This is a genomic window from Pseudomonas sp. PME37.24/006, from assembly GCF_055556635.1.
In genome coordinates this window covers 403065-425905 of record NZ_JBVHNL010000003.1, presented here as the reverse complement: position 1 = coordinate 425905, position 22841 = coordinate 403065, and the positions used below count along the sequence as shown (strand labels likewise).

At 59.3% G+C, this 22841-nt stretch carries 22 protein-coding genes and 2 pseudogenes; 13 read left to right on the top strand and 11 right to left on the bottom strand.

Translation table 11 applies throughout. The features are described 5' to 3' along the window. Positions 1-483 precede the first annotated feature (483 nt). Entirely contained in the window at positions 484-1392 is a 909-nt protein-coding gene (gene gcvA / locus ACZ3GY_RS12985; RefSeq protein ID WP_463565534.1) for a transcriptional regulator GcvA, read from the bottom strand. Between the two features lie 197 nt (positions 1393-1589). On the opposite strand from gcvA, the gene ACZ3GY_RS12980 reads away from it, so the two are divergent. The 7 genes from ACZ3GY_RS12980 (at position 1590) to ACZ3GY_RS12950 (ending at position 8104) form a co-directional block, all read left to right on the top strand. Beyond that, on the top strand, positions 1590-2441 hold the full coding sequence (locus ACZ3GY_RS12980) for a transketolase (protein ID WP_463565533.1): 852 nt from the start codon (positions 1590-1592) through the stop codon (positions 2439-2441). Beyond that, positions 2438-3436: a transketolase family protein gene (locus ACZ3GY_RS12975; protein WP_465910367.1), complete on the top strand. Its 999-nt coding sequence runs from the start codon at positions 2438-2440 to the stop codon at positions 3434-3436. The genes ACZ3GY_RS12980 and ACZ3GY_RS12975 overlap by 4 nt, the downstream gene beginning before the upstream one ends. 65 nt (positions 3437-3501) lie before the next feature. Beyond that, complete coding sequence (locus ACZ3GY_RS12970) at positions 3502-4266, top strand: SDR family NAD(P)-dependent oxidoreductase (RefSeq protein ID WP_465910366.1); 765 nt, start codon at positions 3502-3504, stop codon at positions 4264-4266. Positions 4267-4373: 107 nt separating this feature from the next. Next, a complete protein-coding gene (locus ACZ3GY_RS12965) occupies positions 4374-5348 on the top strand; it encodes a TRAP transporter substrate-binding protein (RefSeq protein WP_463565530.1) in 975 nt (324 codons plus the stop codon). Further along, on the top strand, positions 5345-5911 hold the full coding sequence (locus tag ACZ3GY_RS12960) for a TRAP transporter small permease (protein WP_465910365.1): 567 nt from the start codon (positions 5345-5347) through the stop codon (positions 5909-5911). The genes ACZ3GY_RS12965 and ACZ3GY_RS12960 overlap by 4 nt, the downstream gene beginning before the upstream one ends. Further along, positions 5908-7167 carry a TRAP transporter large permease gene (locus ACZ3GY_RS12955; protein ID WP_465910363.1) on the top strand — a complete coding sequence of 420 codons (1260 nt, stop codon included), beginning with the start codon at positions 5908-5910 and terminating at the stop codon, positions 7165-7167. Before ACZ3GY_RS12960 ends, ACZ3GY_RS12955 begins: the two co-directional genes overlap by 4 nt. A gap of 49 nt (positions 7168-7216) precedes the next feature. Then, entirely contained in the window at positions 7217-8104 is an 888-nt protein-coding gene (locus ACZ3GY_RS12950; RefSeq protein ID WP_465910361.1) for an NAD(P)-dependent oxidoreductase, read from the top strand. Positions 8105-8397: 293 nt separating this feature from the next. On the opposite strand, the gene ACZ3GY_RS12945 is transcribed toward ACZ3GY_RS12950, so the two are convergent. From ACZ3GY_RS12945 to ACZ3GY_RS12935, 3 genes are read right to left on the bottom strand one after another with little or no spacing between them, the layout of a single operon-like run. Next, positions 8398-8787 (bottom strand): nuclear transport factor 2 family protein, encoded by a 390-nt coding sequence (locus ACZ3GY_RS12945; RefSeq protein ID WP_463566120.1) that lies wholly within the window; start codon positions 8785-8787, stop codon positions 8398-8400. Between the two features lie 4 nt (positions 8788-8791). Next, entirely contained in the window at positions 8792-9688 is an 897-nt protein-coding gene (locus ACZ3GY_RS12940) for an MBL fold metallo-hydrolase (protein WP_463565526.1), read from the bottom strand. A 51-nt stretch (positions 9689-9739) separates the two neighbouring features. Continuing rightward, on the bottom strand, positions 9740-10378 hold the full coding sequence (locus ACZ3GY_RS12935) for a DsbA family protein (protein WP_463565525.1): 639 nt from the start codon (positions 10376-10378) through the stop codon (positions 9740-9742). Positions 10379-10456: 78 nt separating this feature from the next. Here ACZ3GY_RS12935 and ACZ3GY_RS12930 point away from each other — a divergent pair, with 78 nt between their 5' ends. Beyond that, on the top strand, positions 10457-11404 hold the full coding sequence (locus tag ACZ3GY_RS12930) for a LysR family transcriptional regulator (RefSeq protein WP_463565524.1): 948 nt from the start codon (positions 10457-10459) through the stop codon (positions 11402-11404). A 75-nt stretch (positions 11405-11479) separates the two neighbouring features. On the opposite strand, the gene ACZ3GY_RS12925 is transcribed toward ACZ3GY_RS12930, so the two are convergent. The 4 genes from ACZ3GY_RS12925 to ACZ3GY_RS12910 all read right to left on the bottom strand — a co-directional run bounded on the left by ACZ3GY_RS12925 (position 11480) and on the right by ACZ3GY_RS12910 (position 15026). Continuing rightward, positions 11480-12124 (bottom strand): NADPH-dependent F420 reductase, encoded by a 645-nt coding sequence (locus ACZ3GY_RS12925; RefSeq protein WP_463565523.1) that lies wholly within the window; start codon positions 12122-12124, stop codon positions 11480-11482. A 135-nt stretch (positions 12125-12259) separates the two neighbouring features. Then, entirely contained in the window at positions 12260-12874 is a 615-nt protein-coding gene (locus ACZ3GY_RS12920; protein ID WP_465910359.1) for an FMN-dependent NADH-azoreductase, read from the bottom strand. Positions 12875-12930: 56 nt separating this feature from the next. Then, the gene (locus ACZ3GY_RS12915; protein ID WP_465910358.1) at positions 12931-13821 is read right to left on the bottom strand and encodes a pirin family protein; all 891 of its coding nucleotides are present in this window, start codon (positions 13819-13821) and stop codon (positions 12931-12933) included. Positions 13822-14102: 281 nt separating this feature from the next. After that, entirely contained in the window at positions 14103-15026 is a 924-nt protein-coding gene (locus tag ACZ3GY_RS12910; protein WP_463565520.1) for a LysR family transcriptional regulator, read from the bottom strand. Between the two features lie 409 nt (positions 15027-15435). Between ACZ3GY_RS12910 and ACZ3GY_RS12905 the strand changes: the two are divergent. Then, a pseudogene (locus tag ACZ3GY_RS12905) lies at positions 15436-16056 on the top strand (MFS transporter); the annotation flags it as partial. 42 nt (positions 16057-16098) lie between these two features. After that, a pseudogene (locus ACZ3GY_RS12900) lies at positions 16099-16314 on the top strand (LysR family transcriptional regulator); the annotation flags it as partial. 53 nt (positions 16315-16367) lie between these two features. On the opposite strand, the gene ACZ3GY_RS12895 reads toward ACZ3GY_RS12900, so the two are convergent. Further along, positions 16368-17294, bottom strand: coding sequence for an alpha/beta hydrolase (locus tag ACZ3GY_RS12895; protein ID WP_463565519.1), 927 nt, complete (start codon positions 17292-17294; stop codon positions 16368-16370). Between the two features lie 122 nt (positions 17295-17416). On the opposite strand from ACZ3GY_RS12895, the gene ACZ3GY_RS12890 reads away from it, so the two are divergent. Both ACZ3GY_RS12890 and ACZ3GY_RS12885 read left to right on the top strand, forming a co-directional pair. Further along, positions 17417-18394: a LysR family transcriptional regulator gene (locus ACZ3GY_RS12890; RefSeq protein ID WP_465910357.1), complete on the top strand. Its 978-nt coding sequence runs from the start codon at positions 17417-17419 to the stop codon at positions 18392-18394. Positions 18395-18593: 199 nt separating this feature from the next. After that, a complete protein-coding gene (locus ACZ3GY_RS12885; protein WP_465910355.1) occupies positions 18594-19574 on the top strand; it encodes an NAD-dependent epimerase/dehydratase family protein in 981 nt (326 codons plus the stop codon). Here ACZ3GY_RS12885 and ACZ3GY_RS12880 read toward each other — a convergent pair. Beyond that, complete coding sequence (locus ACZ3GY_RS12880; RefSeq protein WP_465910354.1) at positions 19552-19935, bottom strand: MerR family transcriptional regulator; 384 nt, start codon at positions 19933-19935, stop codon at positions 19552-19554. The genes ACZ3GY_RS12885 and ACZ3GY_RS12880 overlap by 23 nt on opposite strands. Positions 19936-20103: 168 nt before the next feature. After that, a complete protein-coding gene (locus ACZ3GY_RS12875) occupies positions 20104-21996 on the bottom strand; it encodes an HD domain-containing phosphohydrolase (RefSeq protein WP_465910353.1) in 1893 nt (630 codons plus the stop codon). A gap of 291 nt (positions 21997-22287) precedes the next feature. On the opposite strand from ACZ3GY_RS12875, the gene ACZ3GY_RS12870 reads away from it, so the two are divergent. Beyond that, positions 22288-22752, top strand: coding sequence for a FecR family protein (locus ACZ3GY_RS12870; protein ID WP_225833658.1), 465 nt, complete (start codon positions 22288-22290; stop codon positions 22750-22752). The last annotated feature ends 89 nt before the right edge of the window (positions 22753-22841 follow it).

The following is a 22841-nucleotide window of genomic DNA, read 5'->3' as shown; positions in this document are numbered from 1 at the left end:
CGTACATGGGTTTGCTCGAAGGTGATTGGTTTGGCTTCTGGGAGCGTGTCGGAGGCGCCGGTGACGGTGTTTTTGAGTTTTCTCACAAGGTACAATATTCAACAAAAAACGGAGTCGCAAAAGAATTTAATGCGACCCGCACTTTCGTAAGTGTAGACAATTGCGGCGTGGCAGTTATTAAGTCTTATCACTAAGCATCCCCTAAGCTGGTTCGACTCCTACTTGGGAATTAAGGCGTCGGTGGGAAAGGGCTTTGCGCCTGAGACCAAGCGTCTACTCTTGGTGGAAGCCACCGGTTGAATCCGTCTCTAAAAGCAGTCCCCAGGGTTAGCAACCAGATCAGGACAAGTAGCCCCGTTTTACCCCGCTATGACCTGGTGCACGCGCTCGCCTGAAATGGGCAACACTGTTATGTTTTTCAGTTACACCACGTCTAATCGAAGGTCAGAATTTGCTAACCGCCGGTTAATTGCGGTCGTAAGCTTACATCCGTGGGACGCGGCTTTCGAGCTCGTTAAAAAGCCACTCCTGAAAGCTGCGTATTTTGGGCAGCTCAGCGCGCGACTTCAGCACGTTAAACGTATAGCCCTGCACCTTAGGTCCAGTGAGCCCGAGTGGTGCAACAAGGCGGCCCGTCTCAAGCTCTCGCTGCGCGAGCAACAGGCTTTCAAGGCACACCCCAAGACCGTCGACCGCTGCGCTGATTGCCATGAAAGAGCGATCGAAACGGGGCCCGCGCGAGATGTCGAGCGGCACCTTGCGGTGCTGGCGCATCCAGTCTCGCCAGCTCACCAAGCACACCTCACTATGGATCAATGTGTGATGACGCAGATCCTCGGGCGCGCGGATTAGATGCGGCTCTTCTGCCAGCGAAGGAGCACAGAGGGGCACGATAGTCTCCGGCGGGAAGGGCAACACCATCGTCCCTGCGGGCTGAAGTCGCTTCATGCCATAACGAATGTCGATATCCACCCCTTGCGTCAACAGATCCGCGGCGGGCGGATAAGAGGCGTTGAGTCGTACGTCGATGTCTGGCGCTACAGCGCTGAAGCGTGCGAGACGTGGCATTAACCATTGTGTGGCAAAGCTGGGCGTCGAGTGCACGGTCAGGATATCGCTCTTGGCCGTACGCCCCAACTCGCGCGTCGCCATCTCTATCTTCGCAAACGAAGCGCAGACCTCTTCCGCATAGATGCGCCCTGCATCGGTCAGCACCACTGCGCGGTGAACACGGTGGAACAGACGGACGCTGAACTGCTCTTCGAGCAACTTTACCTGATGGCTGACCGCCGATGGAGTCACGAATAATTCTTCAGCCGCCAGTGCAAATGACGACAGCCGAGCCGCGGCTTCGAAAGCCTGTACAGCCTTAAGAGATATCCGATTGTGCATTGAGTTTCACATGAGCTCAGTTCACCTATCCGTCATAACTATTCGTTTGAGCACGAAAAAGCAAGGGAATAGGCTCTCTTCTACTCGCCAAAAGCGCTGCTAAGTGAGAGACGCAGTGCGACGGCTCATTTGCCAAATAGGACGAATGATGACCTTCCAGCGAACTGCAACGCCGAACTAATAATAAGGAGAATGCCGTGCAAAATAGTATCTCACCGATCCACGCCAGGATCGCTGAAAGTGCCTACCGCATCCGCCGTTTCGCGCTGCGGATGGGCGAAGTGCAAGGACAGGGCTATGTCGGTCAGGCGCTGGGCTATGCCGATGTCCTGGCAACAGCCTACTGCCATGCGATGACGCTGAGACCCGAAGACCCGGACTGGGAGGGCAGAGATCGATTCCTGCTATCCCACGGCCACTACGCCATCGCCTTCTACGCAGCACTGATCGAGGCGAAAGTCATCCCCGAAGAAGAACTCGAGACCTACGGCAGCGATGACAGCCGCTTGCCGATGTCGGGTATGGCCACCTACACCCCGGGCATGGAAATGTCCGGCGGTTCGCTCGGTCAGGGGTTGCCTATCGCGGTTGGCATAGCCCTCGGCCTGCGCCTTAAGGACAACCCGGCTTTCGTCTACAACTCAATGTCCGATGGTGAGCTGGATGAAGGCTCAACCTGGGAAGCCGCTATGAGCGCGGCCCACCACAGCCTGGGCAATCTGATCTGCCTGGTCGACATCAATAACCAGCAGGCCGACGGTCCCTCGACCAAGGTGCTGGGCTTCGAGCCGCTCGCCGACAAGTGGGAAGCCTTCGGCTGGCACGTACAGCGCGTGGACGGCAACGACCTCGCTGCGGTGATCGCTGCCTTCGACACCGCGCGCAATCTCACCGAAGCCAAACCGCGCGTGATCCTCTGCGACACCCTGATGGGCAAAGGCGTGCCGTTCCTCGAAGCACGTGAGAAGAATCACTTCATTCGTGTCGACCAGGCTGAGTGGCAGCAGGCCCTCGACATTCTCGACCAAGCCCAGGGAGCTGCCCAATGAGCACCACCGTCAAAAAAACACGCCTGACCACCTCGGCGATGATCGCGTCGATTGCCTCTGAAGGGCAGCGCGTGCAGTCAGCTCCGTTCGGCAAGGCCCTGGTCGAACTGGCCGCCAACCGCCCCGAAATAGTCGGCCTCACCGCTGACCTGGCTAAATACACCGACCTGCATCTGTTCGGCCAAGCCTACCCAGATCGCTTCTTTCAGATGGGCATGGCCGAGCAGTTGCTGATGGCCGCAGCCGGCGGTATGGCCAAGGAAGGCTTCGTGCCGTTCGCCACCACCTACGCGGTGTTCGGTACCCGTCGCGCTTTTGATTTCGTGCACCAGGTGATCGCCGAGGAAAACCTCAACGTCAAATTGTGCTGCGCGCTGCCTGGCCTCACCACCGGCTACGGACCCAGCCACCAGGCCACCGAGGACATCGCGTTAATGCGTGGCATCCCAGGCATGACCATTGTCGACCCCTGCGATGCCCTAGACACCGAACAGGCCGTGTCGCAGATCGCCAACCACAACGGCCCTGTATACATGCGCCTGCTGCGCGGCAACGTGCCGCTGGTGCTCGACGAGTACGGCTACAGCTTCGAACTGGGCAAGGCCAAGATGCTGCGCGACGGCCGAGATGTGCTGGTGATCTCGTCCGGCATCCTGACCATGCGCGCACTGGAAGTGGCCAAGGCATTGCAAGCGGACAAGGTCGACGTCGGCGTGCTGCACGTACCGACCATCAAGCCGCTCGACGTGGCGACCATCCTGCGTGAAGCAGGTCGCGCCGGACGCCTGGTCGTCGTGGCGGAAAACCACAGCACGGTTGGCGGGCTCGGCGAAGCCGTCGCGACGGCGCTGCTGACTGCCGGCGTGACCCCGCAGTTTCGTCAGATTGCACTGCCCGATGCCTTCCTCGATGCCGGTGCGCTGCCGACCCTGCATGACCGCTACGGGATTTCTACCGAGGCGATGTCGGCAACCATAAAGGGCTGGCTCGGTTGACCGCGGCGTCCCGCTAACCACTCTCTCTACGCGCCGGCTACCGGCGCCACCGCAAGGAATTTTGCATGAACAACGCTCTTCTTCTCGATGGCAAGGTCGCCATGATCTCGGGCGCGGCCTCGGCGCGCGGCATCGGCCTGGCCACCGCTCGCCTGTTCGCCAGTCACGGCGCTAAGGTGGCAATTCTCGACCTGGATGAAGGAGCAGCTGTCGAAGCAGCGGCTGCCATCGGCGTCGAGCATCGCGGCTATGCCTGCAACGTGACGGACAAGGACGCCTGTCTGAAGGCCGCCGAACGCGCCATCGCCGATTTCGGCCAGATCGATGTACTGATCAACAACGCCGGCATCACCCAGCCGGTGAAGACTCTGGAAATCGATCCGGCGAGCTGGGATCGCATCCTCGATGTCAACCTGCGTGGCGTACTGTACCTGTCTCAGGCCGTTATTCCGCACATGCAGGCGCAGGGCAGTGGTTCTATCGCCTGCATGTCGTCGGTGTCGGCTCAGCGTGGTGGCGGCATCCTCGGCGGCCCGCACTACTCGGCGGCGAAGGCCGGTGTGCTGGGGCTCGCCAAGGCCATGGCACGCGAATTCGGGCCGAGCAACATCCGCGTCAACTGCGTGACCCCTGGCTTGATCCAGACCGATATCAGCGCCGGCAAGCTCAGCGATCAGCAGAAGGCCGAGATCGCCGCTAGCATCCCGCTCAATCGCCTGGGAAATGCCGAGGAGGTAGCAGGTGTCTACCTTTTCCTCGCCTCGAACCTGTCGGCGTACATCACCGGAGCGGTGATTGACGTCAACGGTGGCATGCTCATCCACGGTTGAGCAGCACCGGGTTGGCCACGTGCGGGCAGTGTCATAAGGTCCGCACGGACGACCTGCAACAAGCAAGACATGCAGACAATATCAATAAGAAACGCAAGGTAAAGCTCATGAAAAAGACACTGATTGCTGTGGCCGCAACCTTTGCATTGGCTACTGCCTCCACCAGTTGGGCGCAGCAGGTGCTGCGCCTCTCCCACAACGCCGCGCCGGGCAACCCGAAGGCGGTGGCATCCCTGAAGTTCGCCGAGTTGGTCGAGCAGAAGACCGAAGGTCGGGTCAAGGTCGAGGTGGGCGGCAGCGCGCAGTTCGGCGATGATGTCGAATCGCTGACCAATATGCGCCTGGGCACCCTTGCTTTCAGCACCAACTCCCAGGGCAGCACTGCAGGTGTGGTGCCGGAGTTCAACGTGGTCGGCCTGCCTTTCCTGTTCCGTGATCTTGAACATGCCTACAAGGTGGTCGATGGCCCGGTCGGTGCAAAGCTCGATGAGGCCGCCAACAAGAAGGGGTTGGTGGTACTGGCGCTGTGGGATAACGGCATCCGACACACCAGCAACAACAAGCGCCCGATCGTAAAACCCGAAGACTTGCAGGGCATCAAGGTGCGCACCCCACCAGATGCCATGACCCTGGACATCTTCAAGGCACTGGGTGCCAACCCAGGCCCGCTGGCCTTCTCCGAGTTATACATCGCCCTACAACAGGGGGTATTCGATGGTCAGGAGAACCCGCTGATGAACATCTATTCGTCCAAACTCTACGAGGTGCAGAAGTACATCTCGCTGACCGGGCACAAGTACGAGACCACGCCGCTGCTGGCCAGCAAAATGATCTGGGCCGGCCTATCCAAGGCCGATCAGGCGGCGATCAAGGAAGCGGCGGTGGAAGCCGGCAAGCTGAATCGCGAGATGTCGCTGGCGGCGGATATAGAGCTGCGAACCAAGCTGACCGAGGCCGGTGTGGAGATCAACGAAATTGACCAGGCCGCATTCGCCCCCAAGACCAAGTCAGTCTACGACAAGTGGACGAAGCAATACCCCGAGCTGGTGGAGCTGATGGTTTCGGAAGCAGGTAAGCAATGATGGCCGTCCAAACCTCCAGCAACGAGCCGTTGCAGTCCGGCGCTCTGGCGCAGATGGCGAGGTGGATGGACAACGTGATCGTGGCGCTCAGCGTGGTCGCCGTGATCACCGCGCTGGTGGCCATGTTCGCATCGTTGATGGCCGAGGTGGTCGTGCGCTACCTGACCAATCAGGGCATGGGCTGGCCCACCGAGATGCCCAACATCTTGTTCCCCTGGTTGGTTATGGGCGGCATCGTGCTGGCTGCCCAACGCGGTCAGCACATCGCCGTCACCGCCATCCAGAGCTGGATCGGTCGAGGTGGCAATCGGGTGTTGCTGGTCGGCCATCACGCTTTGATCTGCGCCACCTTTTTCTACCTGGCGTGGGTTGGTCTCGATGTGATCGAGATCACTGGTGGTGAGATATATCCGGTCACCGGAATCTCGGCCAAGTGGGCGTATCTTGCCATGATCGTTGGCTTCGTCGGCCTTGCCCTCACCGCACTCACCACGCTGGTTCACCTGCTGTATGCCGGTGATCCCCTTGCTGTTCGCGCACATCAAATCGAGGACGACGTATGACGCTCATGATGCTTCTGGTCTTCGCCGTACTGCTGGGGCTGGCGTTGCCGGTTGGCTACGCGTTGCTGATCAGTTCGGGTGTTGCGGCTGTCACCGTCGGCGGCATCCCCAGCGTAGCGGCAATCGTGAAGATCTTTCAGCCCACGCAGAGCTTCCCGCTGCTGGCTATTCCATTCTTCATGCTCTCGGGCAGCCTGATGATGGGTGGTACGCTGGGCAAGCACCTGATCGATTTCGCCACCATGCTGGTTGGCCGTTTCCATGGCGGGCTCGGGCAGGTCACGGTAGTGGGTTCCACCGTGTTTGGTGGGGTTTCCGGCTCCGCAGTAGCAGAGGCGTCGGCGCTCGGCTCGATGCTGATTCCCTGGCAGAAGCGCGAGGGCTACCCTGGCGCTTTTGCTGCTGCCGCCACAGCATCTTCTTCGACCATCGCCGGGCTTATTCCGCCGTCGATTCCGCTGATTCTCTATGCTGCCGTGTCAAACCAATCGATTGCCGCGCTATTTCTCGCCGGCTTGGTTCCTGGGCTACTGCTGTGCGTCGGCTTCATGCTGACCTGCTACCTGTCGGGGCGCCTGCGTGGCTTCAAACGGCTGGCCAGTGAAGTCACCATGAAAGGGGTGCTGCGAGTTACCGTTGCGGCAACGCCGGCGCTGGCGATGCCGGCATTCATAGTGATCCTGCTGCGCGCCGGCATCGCGACACCGACCGAGGTCAGTGTGCTGGCAGTGTTCTATGGCTTGATGGTGAGCATGCTGGTCTATCGCGACCTGACCCTGCGCCGGCTCTATGACGCATTAGTACACACCGCCATTACCACCGGTGTGGTGATGCTGGTGATCGCCGCCTCGAGCCTAGTGGGCTATGTCCTTACCGTGGAGTCCGTGCCGACCGCCGTGGCTGAATGGACCGCGCAAACCCTGAGTTCGCCGTGGATGGTCATCCTCATGCTCAACCTGATCATGGTGGTGGTGGGCATGTTCCTCGACCTACCAGCAGCGATCCTGCTGCTTGGGCCGACGTTCGTCGCCATCGGCAACGCCATCGGTCTCGACCTGACCCAGCTCGGCATCATGATGGTGGTAAACCTCAGCATCGGCCTGTTCACCCCGCCGGTGGGTACCACGCTGTTCATCGCCTCGGCGATTTCACGCGAGAAGGTTGGTGCGGTGGTGCGCGAGCTTTGGCCGTTCTATCTGGTAGCCATCATCGTGCTCGGCTTGGTCTCTTTCGTGCCTGCCTTAATCCTCTACTGATCGGTGCGTCCCCGGTTTTCACCGGGGGCGCGTCATGCAAGGAGTTCTCATGACTACTATTGCATTTGCCGGGCTTGGCTCGATGGGGCTGCCCATGGCCAAGAACCTGCTGGCCGCCGGCCACCCTGTGCGCGGGATAGATCTCAACCCGGTTGCCCTGGCCGAACTTGCGGAGGCTGGTGGTGAGCCGGCAGCGAGCGCGGCGGCCGCCTGCGATGGCGCCGAGGTGCTGATTCTGATGGTGGTCAATGCCGCCCAGGCCGAGCAGGTACTGTTCGACAACGGTGCGCTGGCCGCGTTGGCCGAGAATGGCATTGTCTGCCTGATGGCCACCTGTCCACCCGCCGCCGTCGAGCGTATCGCCGAGCGGGTGAGGGCAACGGGGCGCCGTTTCGTCGATGCCCCGGTGTCAGGCGGCACCGCAGGCGCTATGGCCGGTTCGCTGACCATCATGGCCGCCTGCGAGCGCGCCACCTTCGAAGCGGTGCAGCCAACATTCGAGGGCATTGGCCAGCGTATCTTCCATGTCGGTGAGCGAGCCGGGCAGGGGGCCACGGTCAAGGCCGTCAACCAACTACTGTGCGGCGTGCACATCGCTGTGGTCGCCGAAGCCTTTGCGCTCGCAGCCAAGGTAGGTGTCGATCTGCCTGTGCTGCTGGAAATCATGGGTGGCTCGGCGGCATCGAGCTGGATGCTCAAAGACCGCGGGCCACGAATGCTACAAGCCCATCCTGAGGTCAGCAGCGCCGTTGATATATTCGTCAAGGATCTGGGCATCGTCCTTGAGGCTGGGCGCGATGCGAAAGCAGCGCTACCGATTGCCTCAGTCGCGCATCAGCTTTTTCTAGCCACCTCGGGGCGCGGAGAGGGTCGCGCAGACGACAGCCAGATCATCCGCAGCTACTACGCCTTGAACGGTATAGCAGCACGGGATTGACACGCGAGCGGACTGAGAATGCAGTGCTCATGTCTGCCGGACGCTATCGCCAGGAACCGGAAATGTTGCGTCGGCCTTGATCCCCGGTCACGTGGTTGCCCCTATTTTCCTGTCGCTGGTGATTGCTCTGCGGTTTGGGTGAGCCTGGCGGGTGATACCTGTCCATTGCCGGAATCTTTGATGTCTTCACCAAACCGTGCCACCAATGGCAAGTACCTTCTCGATCCGGCCTATCACGCGTTACTAGACGAGGAGCCGCAGGCGTGGAACCTCGATATGCTCAGCAGAGGTTATTACCCCAGCATCGCCTGTCGAACGATCGCGCTGTCGACATACTGTTCCATGCTGACGATCTTGCCGTCCTCAAGGCGGTATAGGTGCGCGAAGGTGGCGCTCATGGCTTTGCCGGTGGCCCGGTAGGTACCAGAATACACACCAAAGGCCGCGACCCGGTCGCCATCGGCGAGGTAGGTGTGAACCGTGGCGCGGTAGTCCAGCCATTCGCTCGCTAATCGGCTAAACACATTGGCGACAATTTCGTCCGGCCCGGTATAAGTGCCCGCGTACGGAAAGCCCGCTGCCTCGGTCCAGGTGGCCGTCGGTGCCAGGGTAGCAAGCAGGTGCTTGCCATTGTCCTCTGAGCTGCCTTCATAGGTTGCGCGAATAATCTCCAGATTGTTCATACTGTTACCCCCATTGCATTTCGCCTTTGGCAACTTTGGCACCGATTTGCAAGGCAACGCCCATGCCGGCATCCGGGTAGCGCGCAGTCATTGCGGCGATCAGTGCAGCGCTGTCTGCTGCTTTGCCCAGCTCCTCCTCGAACGCCAGGAGATAATCGCGGGTGTAGCGGATGGCCGAGGCGTCGGTCACCGTGGCAGGTTTCATGTGGCCGGGGACGACCACGGCCGCGTTACGGGTGAGCATGGCATCCAGGTTACGGATCCAGGCTGCACGGCCTTCCGCGCCAGCGGTGTCGGCGGTCCAGACATGCACATCGGCGAACACCAGTACGCCACCGACAATGGCCTTCAGCGACGGCACCCACAGGTAGCGACGGTTGGCCAGGTATTTGGCGTCGACGATCTCGATGGCATGTTCTTCCAGTGTGAGTGTCGGGCCGTCGAATGCCTCAGGCATGACGATGTCTGCCAGGGTCTGCGGCCCGTTCTCTTTCAATTGCGGGCTCCAGGTTGCCAGTTTCTTGGCTACGTTGCCTTGGATGGCGGTCAAGGTAGCGGGCGCAGCAATTACCCGTGCGTCGGGGAACGCGGCTTTGATCGGGCCCAGGCCGAAGTAATAGTCGGGGTCGCTCTGGCTGATGTAGATGGTGGTCAGCTGTTTGCCGCTGCCCTTGATGGCTTGCGCAATGGCTTGGCCGTCGGACAGGGTAAAGCCAGCATCGATCAGCACGGCCTCACGGGCTCCCGAGAGTAGTACTGGCGCGCGGAAGAAACCGTTCTCGCCTGCGGGGAAATGCCGCCAGCTCAGCCCGGTGCCGGTAGCCCAAGCGCCTTTGCTTAGAACTGCGGCTGCGGCACCGAGAGTGGCGGCAGCTTTGATGACAGTGCGACGTGTGGTCATGGAGTTTCTCCTGCTGCGCTGACAGCGCAATTGACAATGGGGTGGACAGTTTCAGGCTGCTGCGAGCTGCTCGATAAGCGCCGTTGGGTTGGCAAACAAGGCGCTGCTATTCAGCACGGAGCGCTGCCCGGCGGATTCGAGAAGCAGAGTAGGAACGCCGCGGGCAGCAAAGGCCTGAAGCAACTCCTGCGCTTGTCTTGTGCGCGCCTTATTGAGGCTGACAAGCGCCGGCTCTGGATGGGCCAGCAGTGCAGCGGCTTCGCTCAGGTCGAGCGCACGCAGAATTTCAACGAGTGAAACTGCTGAGGTGACATCGCGGCCGCCCACGTAGCGCGCCAACTGGATCGCCTTGAGCGCGTCGTACTCCCGAGCCGGGGCTGTCGCAGCCACGGCACTAAGCGCCAGGGTGGCCGGGCCGCTGTCGAAGCGTTGCTGACGATCAGCCAGCACCAACTGCCGATACGCCTCACTGAAATCCTGTCCTGTCTGTGTGGCGATACGCTGGTCGTTGAACCAGGCGAAGTTGGCGAAATCAGTGTCCATCGCGCGGGCGCCTTGGCCGGTAAACAAGCCCGTCGGTAGCAGTTCGAGGGTCAGGCCGGCCACGCCTTGCAACTTGGCAAGCGCTGGCATGGCGCCGTAGCACCAGCCACATAGTGGGTCGTACAAATACTGCAGGGTTTTGCTCATGGGGATGCCTCCGTTTCTTGAGGCTTAGCTTAGGCGCTGCCGATTGACTATTAAATACACACGCGATATATGAAGAGTATGCTAAAGACATACAATCAAGGCGAAACAGGCCTCGGCGCTTTCAGCAACCTGCGGCGCCTCACCTACTTCGCAACCGTGGTGGAAACCGGCTCCTTCACGGCGGCGGCCGAGCGCCTGGGTATTACCAAAGCTGTGGTCAGCCAGCAGGTGGCGCGGCTAGAGCGGGAGTTCAAAACCTCTCTTTTGGTGCGCACCACACGTAGCGTGCGTACTACGGAGGTGGGCCAGGCGTTTTATCTGCGTTGCGCGCGGATCTTGCGTGAGGCGGAGGAGGCGTTCGACGAGCTGGGCGATGCGTCTCAGGAACCGACGGGCACTTTACGCATCACCGCTCCGTTTGATTATGGCGTCGGTGTCGTGGTTCCTGCGATTGCCGCGTTTACCCAGCGTTACCCGGGGTGCAAGGTCGATGCGACGTTCAGTGATCAGACGCTGGACATGATGTCGGGCAATATCGAACTCGCCATTCGCGTAGGCTGGTTGGCGGAGACCGGCCAGCAAGCGCGTAAGATCGGCGCCTTCCAGCAACTGCTGGTTGCCGCGCCGAGTCTGGCAGCCCAGGTGGCAGGCTTCGCGCAACCACAGGAAATCGGCAAACTGCCGTTCGTGGCCAATACGGCTTTGCGCGAGCACCTGCGCTGGACTTTTTCACGCGGCGAACACGAGCGGCAGACTGTCACCTTGCAGGCCTCGATCTTTCTCGATGCCACACTCGCTGTACGTGAAGCCGTGTGCCAAGGTGCGGGTTTGTCGGTGCTGCCGGACTACGTGATTGCCGACGACCTTGTTAATGGTCGCCTGATCCAGGTGCTGCCGCAGTGGCGCCTGCCTAGCGGTGGTATCCATGCAGTGTTCCCGGCGGCGCGCTTTCGCCCAGCGAAGGTTCGTGCCTTCGTCGAGCTGTTGGCGAGCAGTGAGCAACAGCGTCAGGCAGGTGATCGCTGAGTGCAGCCGTCTATTCTCTGAGGGCTGCTGCACCAGGCAGACAACCCCCACGAGAGCCGGCGCTCAACGCTACGCTTAGATCTTGATGAAGTTCTGTGCGGCCAGCGAACCGAAGGGCAGTGAAGCCAGCGGCCCACCGACATCCAACGAGCCCAGGTCTACCGGGTAGAAACCGGCGTCTTCAATGATCTGACGCACGTCTGCTTTTGCTGCAGCATCATCGCCCGAGTAGAACAGCACGCGTTTGCCGCCCGCGACTTCTGGCTCTGGCAGGACATTAACGTCGAGGTGGTTGAACGCTTTGACCACCCGTGCGCCTGGGACGAATTGGCTGAACAGCTCGCTGGAGTGTTTGCCGCCCAGATCGACTGCTTTGATACCGTAGGCTGCGAGCGGGTTGCTCGGGTCGTTGGCATCGGGCGAATCCGGGTCGAGAAACTCGACGGGGTTGGTGCCGTCAACCACGATACGGCCATTCCACGCTGGCAGGCTGCTCATTACCGCTTCGGCATCGCTCCAGCGCACAGCGGCAAACACGATATTTGCGCGTGCGGCTTCTTCGACTGTGCCTGCTTTGATGGTGGGGCCGAGTTCTGCAACCAGTGCGGCCAATGATGCAGGCCCGCGGCTGTTGGAGAGGGTGGCGGAAATGCCTTTTTGGGCGAGCGCTCGTGCGATGTTGGAGCCGAGGGCGCCGGAACCGATAATGCCAATACTCATGGTGTTCTCCTGATAACGAAGGTTCGGAAAGTTGAGCGCTGTCAGCGCCCTGAAGGCTAAGCAGCGCTTTGTCAGGCATTGCCTGGGTTGGCCCTACCTATGGCGTTGTTGTATGTGCTGCGCGATCCAGAATGGTCAGGCGTTAAGTGCGCTGATCTGTTGCTCTGCGGCAGCGATTGCGGCGGCGCGCTGCTCAGCGCCCAGGGCAATACCCTCGGCAACAATGACCTGCGGGTCATGGATACCGATAAAGCTGAGCACGCTGCGCAGGTAGGTTTCACCGTGCTCCATCGCTGCGATGGGCGATTCCGGCCCGTAGTGGCCACCACGGGCAACCGCAAGAATGACCCGCTTGCCGCCAGCAAGCCCCTCCAACTGCCCTTCGGCGGTGTAGCGGAAGGTTTGTCCGGCAACCAGGACGCGATCGATCCAGGCCTTGAGCTGGCTAGGGACGGTGAAGTTGTAGAAGGCAACACCCAGCACCACGATGTCGGCGGCAAGGAACTCCTGCAGCGCGGCGGCGCCGGTTGTGAGATCGTCCTGCATCACGGGTGTCTGTTCGCTCCCTGGGCTCTGCAGCGCGCCGAGATAGGCGCCGGACAGGTGGGCGATGGGGGCGGCCGACAGGTCGCGGTAGGTCACCACTGCATCCGGTGTATCCACCTGCAGTTTTATGACCACTTGTGCAGACAGCGTGCGGCTGACCGAATGGGCCCCGAGGATGCTCGAGTCGATGTGAAGAATGTGCATGGTTAACTCCTGGCAAGTGGTTGCGTTCGTATGCTTGATCCTTGCGCCGCCTCGCGTCAGGGCCGATAACCCTTGCGCTGCAGGACTGTACCGATGCGCTGAATTTCCGCCTCGCCTTGGGCAAGGGCTTCCTTGCTGGTGTGAACCGAGTAGTAGCCGGTCACCAGCTCATGCGGGTGCTTAACGGCCGAGCCCAAGACAAAGGTCGTCTTGCCCAGAGCAGCAAAATTGATGGCTTGGTTCGACTCCTCGAACACCGCCAGTTCGCCAGAACGAATCGTGCTGTTGGTCTTGAGCTGACCCTCACTGACAGCCACCCAGGCCACGTCGTGACCGGCTGGCGGCGTGTAGCGCCACTGCTCGCCCTCCTTCAAGGTGATGGCCAGGTAGGTCATGTCCGCGGGTGCCGGGATAGCGCTCTGAGCATTGCCGTAGCGACCGAGCAGCACCCGCGCCGGGCCTTCCTGGGGAACCTGCTCAGGGGCGAGGTAGTGGCTTTCAGGGGGGGCATTTTCCAGCGCGGCGGGCAGGGCGACCCACAACTGGAATCCGCGCATGGCGCCTTCGCCGACCGGCGTGCCCGAATGCCAAATGCCGTTACCAGCGCGCATCCACTCCACGCCGCCGGCGGGTAGTACGCCCTTTTTGCCGGTGGTGTCTTCATAGATCACTTCGCCTGCTTCCATGAAGGTCAGGGTGGCGATACCAGAGTGCGGGTGCATGCCAAAACCTTGAGGTTTGGCGTTCGGCTGTGTGCTGAAAATATCGAGAAAGACAAACGGCTTCAGCAACTGACCGAGATCACCTGGGCTTACCAGGCGAGTGACCAGTCCATGCGCGCGGCCGTGAGTACGGTGGACGATGGCGCGCGCTTTCTCGTAGGTACGCTCTGTGGTGTAGCCGAGCTCATGATCTTGATAGCTGTGCAAGGGAGTGGGGGTATTCATAGAGTGGCATCCTCGTGACATTGGTGGGAGAGCGTCGGCCCTCGATGTCGCAAGAATATGGCTAACCCGTTTACTAGATAAGATGGCCAAGTTGGATTGCACTCGTCCATTTAGGAGTGTAATAGAGGTGCGCATTTATCTTTTGATGGGCGCTTGGAGAATCTTCCAAGACGGCTATTTTTTCGCGCAAGTTTCTACATCGCTTGGCAAGTGGCCGTTCGATGCCAAGCAGAATTGCGTTGGGCCTCTGCGCGCAAACCCTAGCGCTGCACACCTAGCCATCAACCGGACTGCGATGGCTCGGCCGGGAAGGCTTCTGCCTTGAGTTTGTCCATCACCAGCCCGATAAAAGCCGAGACCGCCAATGGCAAATGCCGACGGCTTGGATAGAGCACATGTAAGCCGTGGCTCTTGCGGTGGTACTGCGGCAGCACTGGCACTAGCCGGCCGGCCTTGAGGTCGACACTGGTGAGCGCGGGTGGAAGCAACGCGATACCTAAGCCTGCGAGGGTGGCTTTACGCAAGGCTTGCGCCGTGTTGGCGGTAAACCGAGTGGGAATTTGTACGTCCTCCTCGGTACCGCTCGGCCCGACAAGACGCCAGGTCGTGAAACCACTGGGATTGCCGAAGTTAACACTGTCATGGTCGAGCAGATCTGCAAGTGCGCCAGGGTTTCCGTGTGTCGCGATATAGGCTGGGCTGGCCACCAACCCTTCGCGGCTGGCATGGATGAGCTGCCTGCCAACATAGCCCGAGTCAGGTAGCGGGCCTCCGCGAAACGCGACATCAATGCGGTCGGCGATCAGGTCGGCACGCCCATCACTGAGCACGAAATCAAGCTGAACCCGTGGGTGTACGCTCAGAAAGCCGCCGACCCACTCCATCGGGAAAAAGTCGAAAAAGTCAGCCATAGCCGCAATACGCACGCGCCCGATGGGTTCTTGACTACCAGTGATGAGCTCCTGGCCTGCACCCAGCAGCCCGTCAATTGGACCCACACTGCGGTCATGAAAAGCTTGACCTGCGTGGGTGAGCGTCAGCTTGCGAGTCGAGCGCTGCAGCAAGCGTGTGTCGAGGTGGGCCTCGAGCATTTGAATGCGTCGGCTCAAGGTGTTGGGCGGCATGCCCAACTGCCGTGCGGCTTCGGCAAAGCTGCCGCTGCGAACCACTTGCACGAATAAAGCAACGTCGTTCAGGTCGAGCATCTAAACGCGACTCTCTATAGAGCGATCAGGAACACCCGTTTCGCCAACCCGACATCGGGTGCCAGCAGGATGGTCATAGATTGGGTTAAACAGACGTATCACGCCACTGTGTTTTTCTTACTCGCGCCCGGTGTGCGGATGGTGTTTTCGCGTTGCAGTACCAAACACAGCACATTCGCAGCTTGGCTTGTTTGAGCCGGGCAGCGCGGTGTCGTTTCCGGCGCTACAGCACCGACCTGTACCGAAAATTCAAAGCAGGTATGATTTTCTGCCTATATCGGATGGATATTTATCAGTCGTAGTCTCAAGCGCAATGGATCGGGACGCTTTCCCTCGCCACTGGTAGTCCGATGCTCGCCCTGCACGATCACTCGGAACAATAAAAATAAAATTATCCGGAGACTCCCCTATGGGACTCGCGCAAGAAAAAGCCGGTGTCATGCTGTCGTTGAAAAAAGTTTCCAAGGGCGCGGGCGCCGCTTCTTGGGGCGCGATGATTTTGCTCTGGCTGGTCTATGCCATGGACGCGAACTCTCGCCAGATGTTCTTCATGTTGTTGCCCTCCATTACCAGCGAATTCAAGACCAGTCCTGAGTTGACGGGGTTGTTGGCCGCCATCATCACGGTCGCCACGTCTCTGATCGCAGTACCGTGCATGATCTGGGCGGACAAGGGTGGGCAGGGCTGGATGCGCAAGTATCGCCACCTGCCTATAGTCATTGCCTACACGCTGTTTACCTTCCTGACGGGCCTGAACTTTCTGACCGCCTCGCTGGGCATGCTGGTGGCCTTGCAGATTATTTCCCACGCATTTGGTGGTGCCGGGGAGGCCATTGAGGTCACCTCGGTGTCCGAGTGGTGGTCTAAAGAGCGCCGTGGCTTTGCCTTGGGCCTGCACCACACCGGGTATCCATGGGGCACACTGATTGGCGGTCTGGCGATCAGTGCGCTGCTCAATGCCTACGGCCCGGAGAACTGGCGCCTGGCGTTTCTGCTGTTCCCGGTGCCGATGATCATCGTCTTCTCGATCTATTGGTGGTTCTGCACCAAGAAGCGCTATGACTCCTTCGTCATCTGGTCCACAGAATGTGGCAGTTTCTCGGCCGCTGCCCGGGTGCACAAGATGACGCCATCGGCCGTGAGCAAGCTGATCACCCGGCTGGAGAATCGGCTGCAGGTGCGCTTGTTCCAGCGCGGCTCCCGGATGCTCACCTTGACTGAAGAAGGCGCCGCCTACCTGCGTAGCGCAAAGGCCGTGGTGGATGCCATGAGCGAGGCGGACTCGCTGAATGCCAAAGGGCGAGGCGCGACAGCCGGAAACTGTCACGGTCGGTCTGCGCTTTAGCGGTTAGCGTCGGCCAAGCCACTCTCGATGAAGCGAACGGAACTCTCCATAGCCTGCTGACCTTCTGGCAGCATGGTGGCGTAGAAGTGCCAGGCGTGGAACATCGCAGGCCATACTTCCAGGTTCACGCGAACGCGGTTATCAGCCAGGTGAGTTGCAAGGCGCATTGCATCACTCAACATCAGCTCGTTCTCGCCGATCTGCACCAAGATTGGTGGAAGACCGGTGACGTCCGCGAACACTGGTGAGGCCAGAGGATGATTGGCCAATGTGCCGCCTAGGAATGCTCTGGCGAGTATGTCCAAGACAGGCTTGGAGTTCAGAGGATCCAGACCTTCACGGTTGCTCATGGAAGCACCGGTGTGTTCAAGGTTCGCCCATGGCGAGATGGAGGAGCCAACCGCAGGCAATGGAAGCCCCTTCGATTTAGCCGCAACCATGACGCTGACAACCATCGCGCCGCCAGCCGACTCGCCACAGAATGCAATTTTGTTAGCCGGGATTTTCTGCTCAAGCAGCCACTCGTAGGCGCGCAGTGTGTCGTCAATAGAGGCTGGGAACTTGTGCTCAGGGGCAAGGCGATAGTCCGGCATGTACACACGTGCACCGAGCATTTTCGCGTAGTTGCCGCCGATGCCGTGGTAGCCGTCTGGACGACCTACAATGTAGGCGCCGCCGTGGATGTACATCACAACCGCATCGGTTTTGATCTCGTCCGGAGTGACCAGTGTGCCGGGTACGCCGCCCATGTCGACTGCTTCGAATTTAACGCCAGCTGGCGCTGGATTTTGCGCGAGCATTTTTGCGTAAGAGTCGCGGATGTCGCTCATTTTTGTGGTGGTATCGATTCCCTTAAGAACGGGTACCAGATCGCTAAGGCTGTTGGCCCAGGTTTGGACGGCTGCTTGTACTTTAGTGTTCATAATGACCTCAATTGATTGTTGGGAGTGGATTGTCTAATTGAGATACTATGCTTAGTATTGGGGAATAGGGTTCCCCATAACAGGTGCTAAGCCGCCCGAACGTTGAGACCCCCAGAGGTCGCATGGAACTCCATAACCTGAATGATATTGCCGCGTTTGTGAGCTCGGTAAACGCTGGAAGCTTCACTGCGGCGGCAAAACAGCTTGGCCTTACGCGCTCTGCAGTGGGGAAGTCGATAGTCAGGCTCGAGGCTCGTTTACAGGTACGTTTACTGAATCGCACTACGCGCAGTTTAAGCATGACGGATGACGGCCAGGTTCTGTATGAGCGCTGCGTGGGCGTTCTTCAGGATCTGGACGACGTGGAGGATGCCCTTGCGTTTCGTCGTTCGACACCCAGTGGGCGACTGCGGATGAGTCTGCCGGTTGCGCTGGGCAGACTTCATGTCCTTCAGCACATTGAGTGCTGTCTTAAGGATTGGCCCTCCCTGAGCGTGGATATCACCTTTTCTGACAGGCTGGTCGATCTGATCGATGAGGGATTTGATTTGGCCATGCGCATCGGGCCACCGAAGGAAGACTCTCGGTTGTTAACGCGCACTGTGGCCTACCAACAAATGATTACCTGCGCTTCCCCCAAGTATTTGGCTGAGCATGCCGAGCCTAAAACGCCTGAGGATTTATCCGAGCACCAGTGCCTGCATTTCGTGAGCGGTGGGAGATTGCTTCCTTGGAATTTTCGCGTGAATGGTGGCTCTGTGTCCGTTACTCATGGTGGAAGGCTACAGATGGACAGTGCTGAGTCATTACACCAGTCAGCTGTAGCTGGCCTGGGTATTGCGAATCTGCCTTCCTACGTGGTTAACGAGGATTTGCGGAGCGGCAAGCTTGTTCAATTGCTTGCAGGGTATGCGGCGGCTGCCGAGCCTATTCGGGTTATCTACCCTAGCAAGCGGCACCTCTCTCCAAAAGTTCGACTCTTCATCGATAAGCTTGTTGTGGCTTGGTCGCCTTGCCCACCATGGGAACATCATGCGGCGGAAGGTATTCCTCTTACTGCCCCTGCGCGAACTGGTCGACCTGCGTGTGATGCGCCGTAAAAGCATCTCCCCCCGGCGTCGACTTCAGACGTTGGACACGCAGACTTGAGGAACCGCTTCTGGCCGAAAGCGGATGCCAAGAACGGCTTTTTAAAGTAGAAAATCAATCTGCTCCCGTTCTCGTTGACTCTGCCCCTAGGGGCAACCCTCACGATGCCTTATTCGCTTCGAATTCCACGTTTCGTGGATAAGGCTATGTATGCAAACGCTATCGTTGGTCACCGGTGCCAACGGGCATCTAGGCAACACCTTGGTCAAGGAACTGCTCGTCAGAGGGCAGCAGGTGCGCGCAGGCGTTCGTAACCCGCAACAGCCCACCGATTTGAACGCGCTCGGCTGCCATGTGGTTCGTGCCGAATTGCTAGATCCAGACTCGTTGCGCCATGCCCTGAAAGGCGTAGACGTGTTGTACCAAGTGGCAGCTGTGTTCAAACACTGGGCGAAAAAACCGTACGCCGAAATCGTCGAGGTCAATGTGCAGGGCACACGAAACGTGTTGCGTGCTGCTGCCGAGGCGGGCGTCAAGCGCGTGGTGTATGTAAGCTCGGTGGCCGCCGTGGGGCACAGCGGCAAGCGGTTGGATGAAACTATCTGGAACACCGAGGAGCAGAACCCGTACTACCTTTCGAAGATTCTGTCTGAGCGCGCTGCATGGGAAACCGCAAAAGCTCTCGATCTGTCGATGGTTACCATATTGCCGTCAGCGATCATCGGTCCGAATGCTACACGGCTGACCGACACCATGGGCTTTCTCGCTGCTGTTCTTGAGCGCAGGCTGGTAATTGATCCGAACTTTCATTTCAATTTTGTCGATGTTCGTGACGTCGCCGATGGCTTGATCCGCGCGGCTGAGAGCGGCCGCCCTGGCCAACGCTACATTCTGGCGAACTCGCAAGCATCGTCACTGGCCGAAGTGATTTTAGCGCTTAACGCCTGCAGCCCCGGCTATCGGCTGCCACCGCGTGCACCCAAGGCGTTACTCCTGCTGATCGCCTGGCTGCAAGAACAGCGTGCAACCATCACCGACAAACCAGCCGAATTGCTGCGAAGTCAGGTACGGATGTTTTACGGCGTGCAGCAGCGTTACAGTATCGAAAAAGCGGTCACCGAATTGGGTTACCAGCCACGCCCTGCGCAGGAAGCGCTGACACAAGCGTTCACCTACCTGCTGGCGCGTTGACACCTGAATCGGGGCCGAATTGCTTGTTGAGTTGTTGCTGTAGCTGGGTGAGATTCGCTTGGCGACTTAACAGGGATTGGATTTCTACGTTCAGCTCCACGCGCTTGGCTTCGATACCCTGATTGGCAAGGGCCAGGGGGAACGGCGCCTGGTGCTGCTTGGCGGCCAGCAGCTCGCTCATTTCCGCCAGCTTGAAACCCACGGCCTGGGCCTGGCGGATCATCTGAACAAGCTTCAAATGTTGTGCGGTGTAGAGCCGATAGCTGCCAAGGCGCTGAGGGGCTATCAGCCCCATCCGCTCATACAAACGGATAGCCTTCGGCGTGCAGTACGCCCGTTTAGCAAGTTCACCTATATACATAAACTACATCCTGATCGTTTGGCCTACAGGCTATGTAGAGAAAAGACAAAAAACGCCAAACGACGGTTTTTGCCTCTAGGTGCTGCTCACTTCCGCCAACATGTTGCTAAAGACGCCCGTCCTGGGTTGATATCGGTTGTCCCGAACAGAACCGTCAAAACGGGCTGGTTACTCCAACAGGAAACGATCAACGTCGATGGTGTCGATCTGGTCGGCGTGCAGGTGGCGCTCGGCGTAACGCATCGGCAGTCCTGCCTGCAGAAACAGTGCAAACAGGTCGGCATCGATATGGCCTTTGTCGCGAAGCCTGGCCAGGATTTCGATCGACTCCGAGAGTGTCTTCGCCTGCTTGTAGGGGCGGTCGGAGGCGGTCAGCGCTTCGAAGATATCGGCGATGGCCATGATGCGTGCCGGAATGGAAAGCTGGCTCTTGTCCAGCTTTCGCGGGTAGCCCGTTCCGAGCAGGGTTTCGTGGTGGGTGCCGGCATACTCCGGCACCCGCTTGAGGTTCGAAGGCAGCGGTAGATTTTCGAGCATGACGATGGTTTGGATGATGTGCTCGTTGATCTTGAAGCGCTCTTCGGCGGTCAGCGTGCCACGGCTGATACTCAGGTTGTAGAGCTCGCCATGGTTGTAGAGGTGCTCGGGAACGCTGACCTGAAAGCCGTACTTGGGGTCGAGCGCCTTGGTCTCCGGGCGCGGGAAGATATGCTGTTGCTTGTCTGCCAGTAGCCGTTCAACGGCAGGCAGAGGCGCCCCAGGCAGTTCGGCGACGCGCGCCAACTCGGCGGGGGAGAGCCCCAGGCGATCATCGAAATGCCGCAGCCAGGTTCGCTCTGCCGCTTTGTGAAGGGTGCCCACATGCTCGGGGTTCATGAGTTCGCCGCCGATATTGCACCCGGCAATGAAGGCGAATTCATCCTGTAGCGTCTGGGCGAGCTGTTGATATTGCGCATCGGCCTGCAACCGATCCTGACCATCCAGTACTCGCTGCAGGCGCTCAATCTGCGCATCACGCAACAACACCTCGAAGCGCATGCGCACCTCGTGGATGCGGTTATAGATCGTCTCCAGCTTGGTGGCCTTGTCGACAACATGTTCAGGCGTAGTGATCTTGCCGCAGTCATGCAGCCAGGCACCGATACGGAACTCACGCCATTCGTCTGCGGTGGTGAAACGGAAGTGCTCCAGCGGCCCTTCGCTGACATCGCTGGCCGCCTCGGCAAGCATCATCGCCAGCTCCGGTACACGCTCGCAGTGCGCGCCGGTGTAGGGGCTCTTGGCGTCTATCGCGCCGGCCAGCACTTCAATCATGCCGTCGATCAGGGCACGCTGCGAATCGATGAGGTTATGGTTTTCCAGCGCGACGGCAGCCTGGGAGGCCAGCGCGCCAATGAATGACATCACTTGCGGTGAGAAGGCGATCACGTCGCCTGTTTCGACGTCCAGGGCGTTCATGAACTGCAGCACCCCGATCACTTCGCCGCCTCGTGGCGCCAGCGGTACGGTCAGCATGGAGACGGTATGAAAGCCGGACTCGCTATCGAAGCCGCGTGTTCCGCTGAGATCGAAGCGGCTCTCGGCGTATACGTCGTCTATGACGACGGTTTCGTTGTGCAGTGCAGCGTAGGTCGACACGTGCCGTTCGTTGGGCAGGCCGGTGTGCGGGTCATGCAGGGGCAGTTCGATCGTCGGCAGCTCATCGTCCATGGAGCGCAACGCGAAGCGCAGCGTGTTGTGCTCGGTCTTGAGGTACATGGTGGCGGCCTGAGCATTACAGATGCGCTTTCCTTGCATCAGGATATGGCGCAGCAGCGCATCCCGGTCACGCTCCGATGACAACAGCAAGCCGTTCTCGACCAGGCTGGAAAGCTTCATCTGTGAAGCCTGCAACGCCTGTGTCTGGCTTTGCAGGGCGGCTTTCATCTCGATGTGGTTGCGATTGAGGGTCTCGATTTCGGCGAACATCGAAGCCGGCGGCAGTTCGCCGGAAAAATCCATTTGGCGGATTTTCTGGGTGTCCTGCATCAGCAACTTGATGGTGCGATCAATGCTTTCCATGCCGCCCAGCACCAGCGGCATCGTGCACAGCACTATCACAATGGATAGGCAAAGCGAGACCGCTGGCGGAACACCCAGGGTAAGCGCCAATATAGGCACCAGCTGCAAAAGCAGGAAGGTGGTGACCACCAGCTTACTGCTCTTGAACCGTAGTCTGAATCTCGGCTTGATTTGCCCTGATGACATGCTGCAACCTGCGCTAGAGTCCCATCGCGTACTACTTCGTACATCCGGCCACGCAGCGGTGCTGCGGCTGGATGTGCAACGCTCAGTTCAACTCAGGGAAATAGAATGAAGAAGGAGATTACTGTGTTTGCTCGCTTCAGGATATTGCCACTTGCCAGCGCATTGCTGGCATCGGCAGCGCTCGCAGTTGAGCCAGCTACATCAATAGGTTACGTGATGAAGGTACAGGGAGAGGCCACCGTCAGCATAGATGGCACAACGCAATCGGCGACGATTGGCACACCTTTGTACGTCGGTAGCGTGGTGAAAACCGGTTCGGCGGGCTCGATGGGGGTGACCCTGAAGGACAACACCGTGATGTCTTTCGGCCCCAATAGCGAGCTGACCATCGACGAGTTCCTCTTCGATCCGGCACAGGACGAATTGAAACTCAGTGCCAAGATCACTCACGGCACGCTTGATTACATTTCCGGCACTATCGCCAAGCTCAAGCCCAAGGCCGTCGAGATCAACACCCCGACCGGCACCATCGGCGTGCGTGGCACCCACTTCCTCGTCAAGGTCGATTGAGTTCGAATACGGCATGCCTCCAACCTATACGTACGCAATCGCCGTTCTTCTCTTCGCATTGCTGGGCAGTGGATGCGCCTCTAAATCTT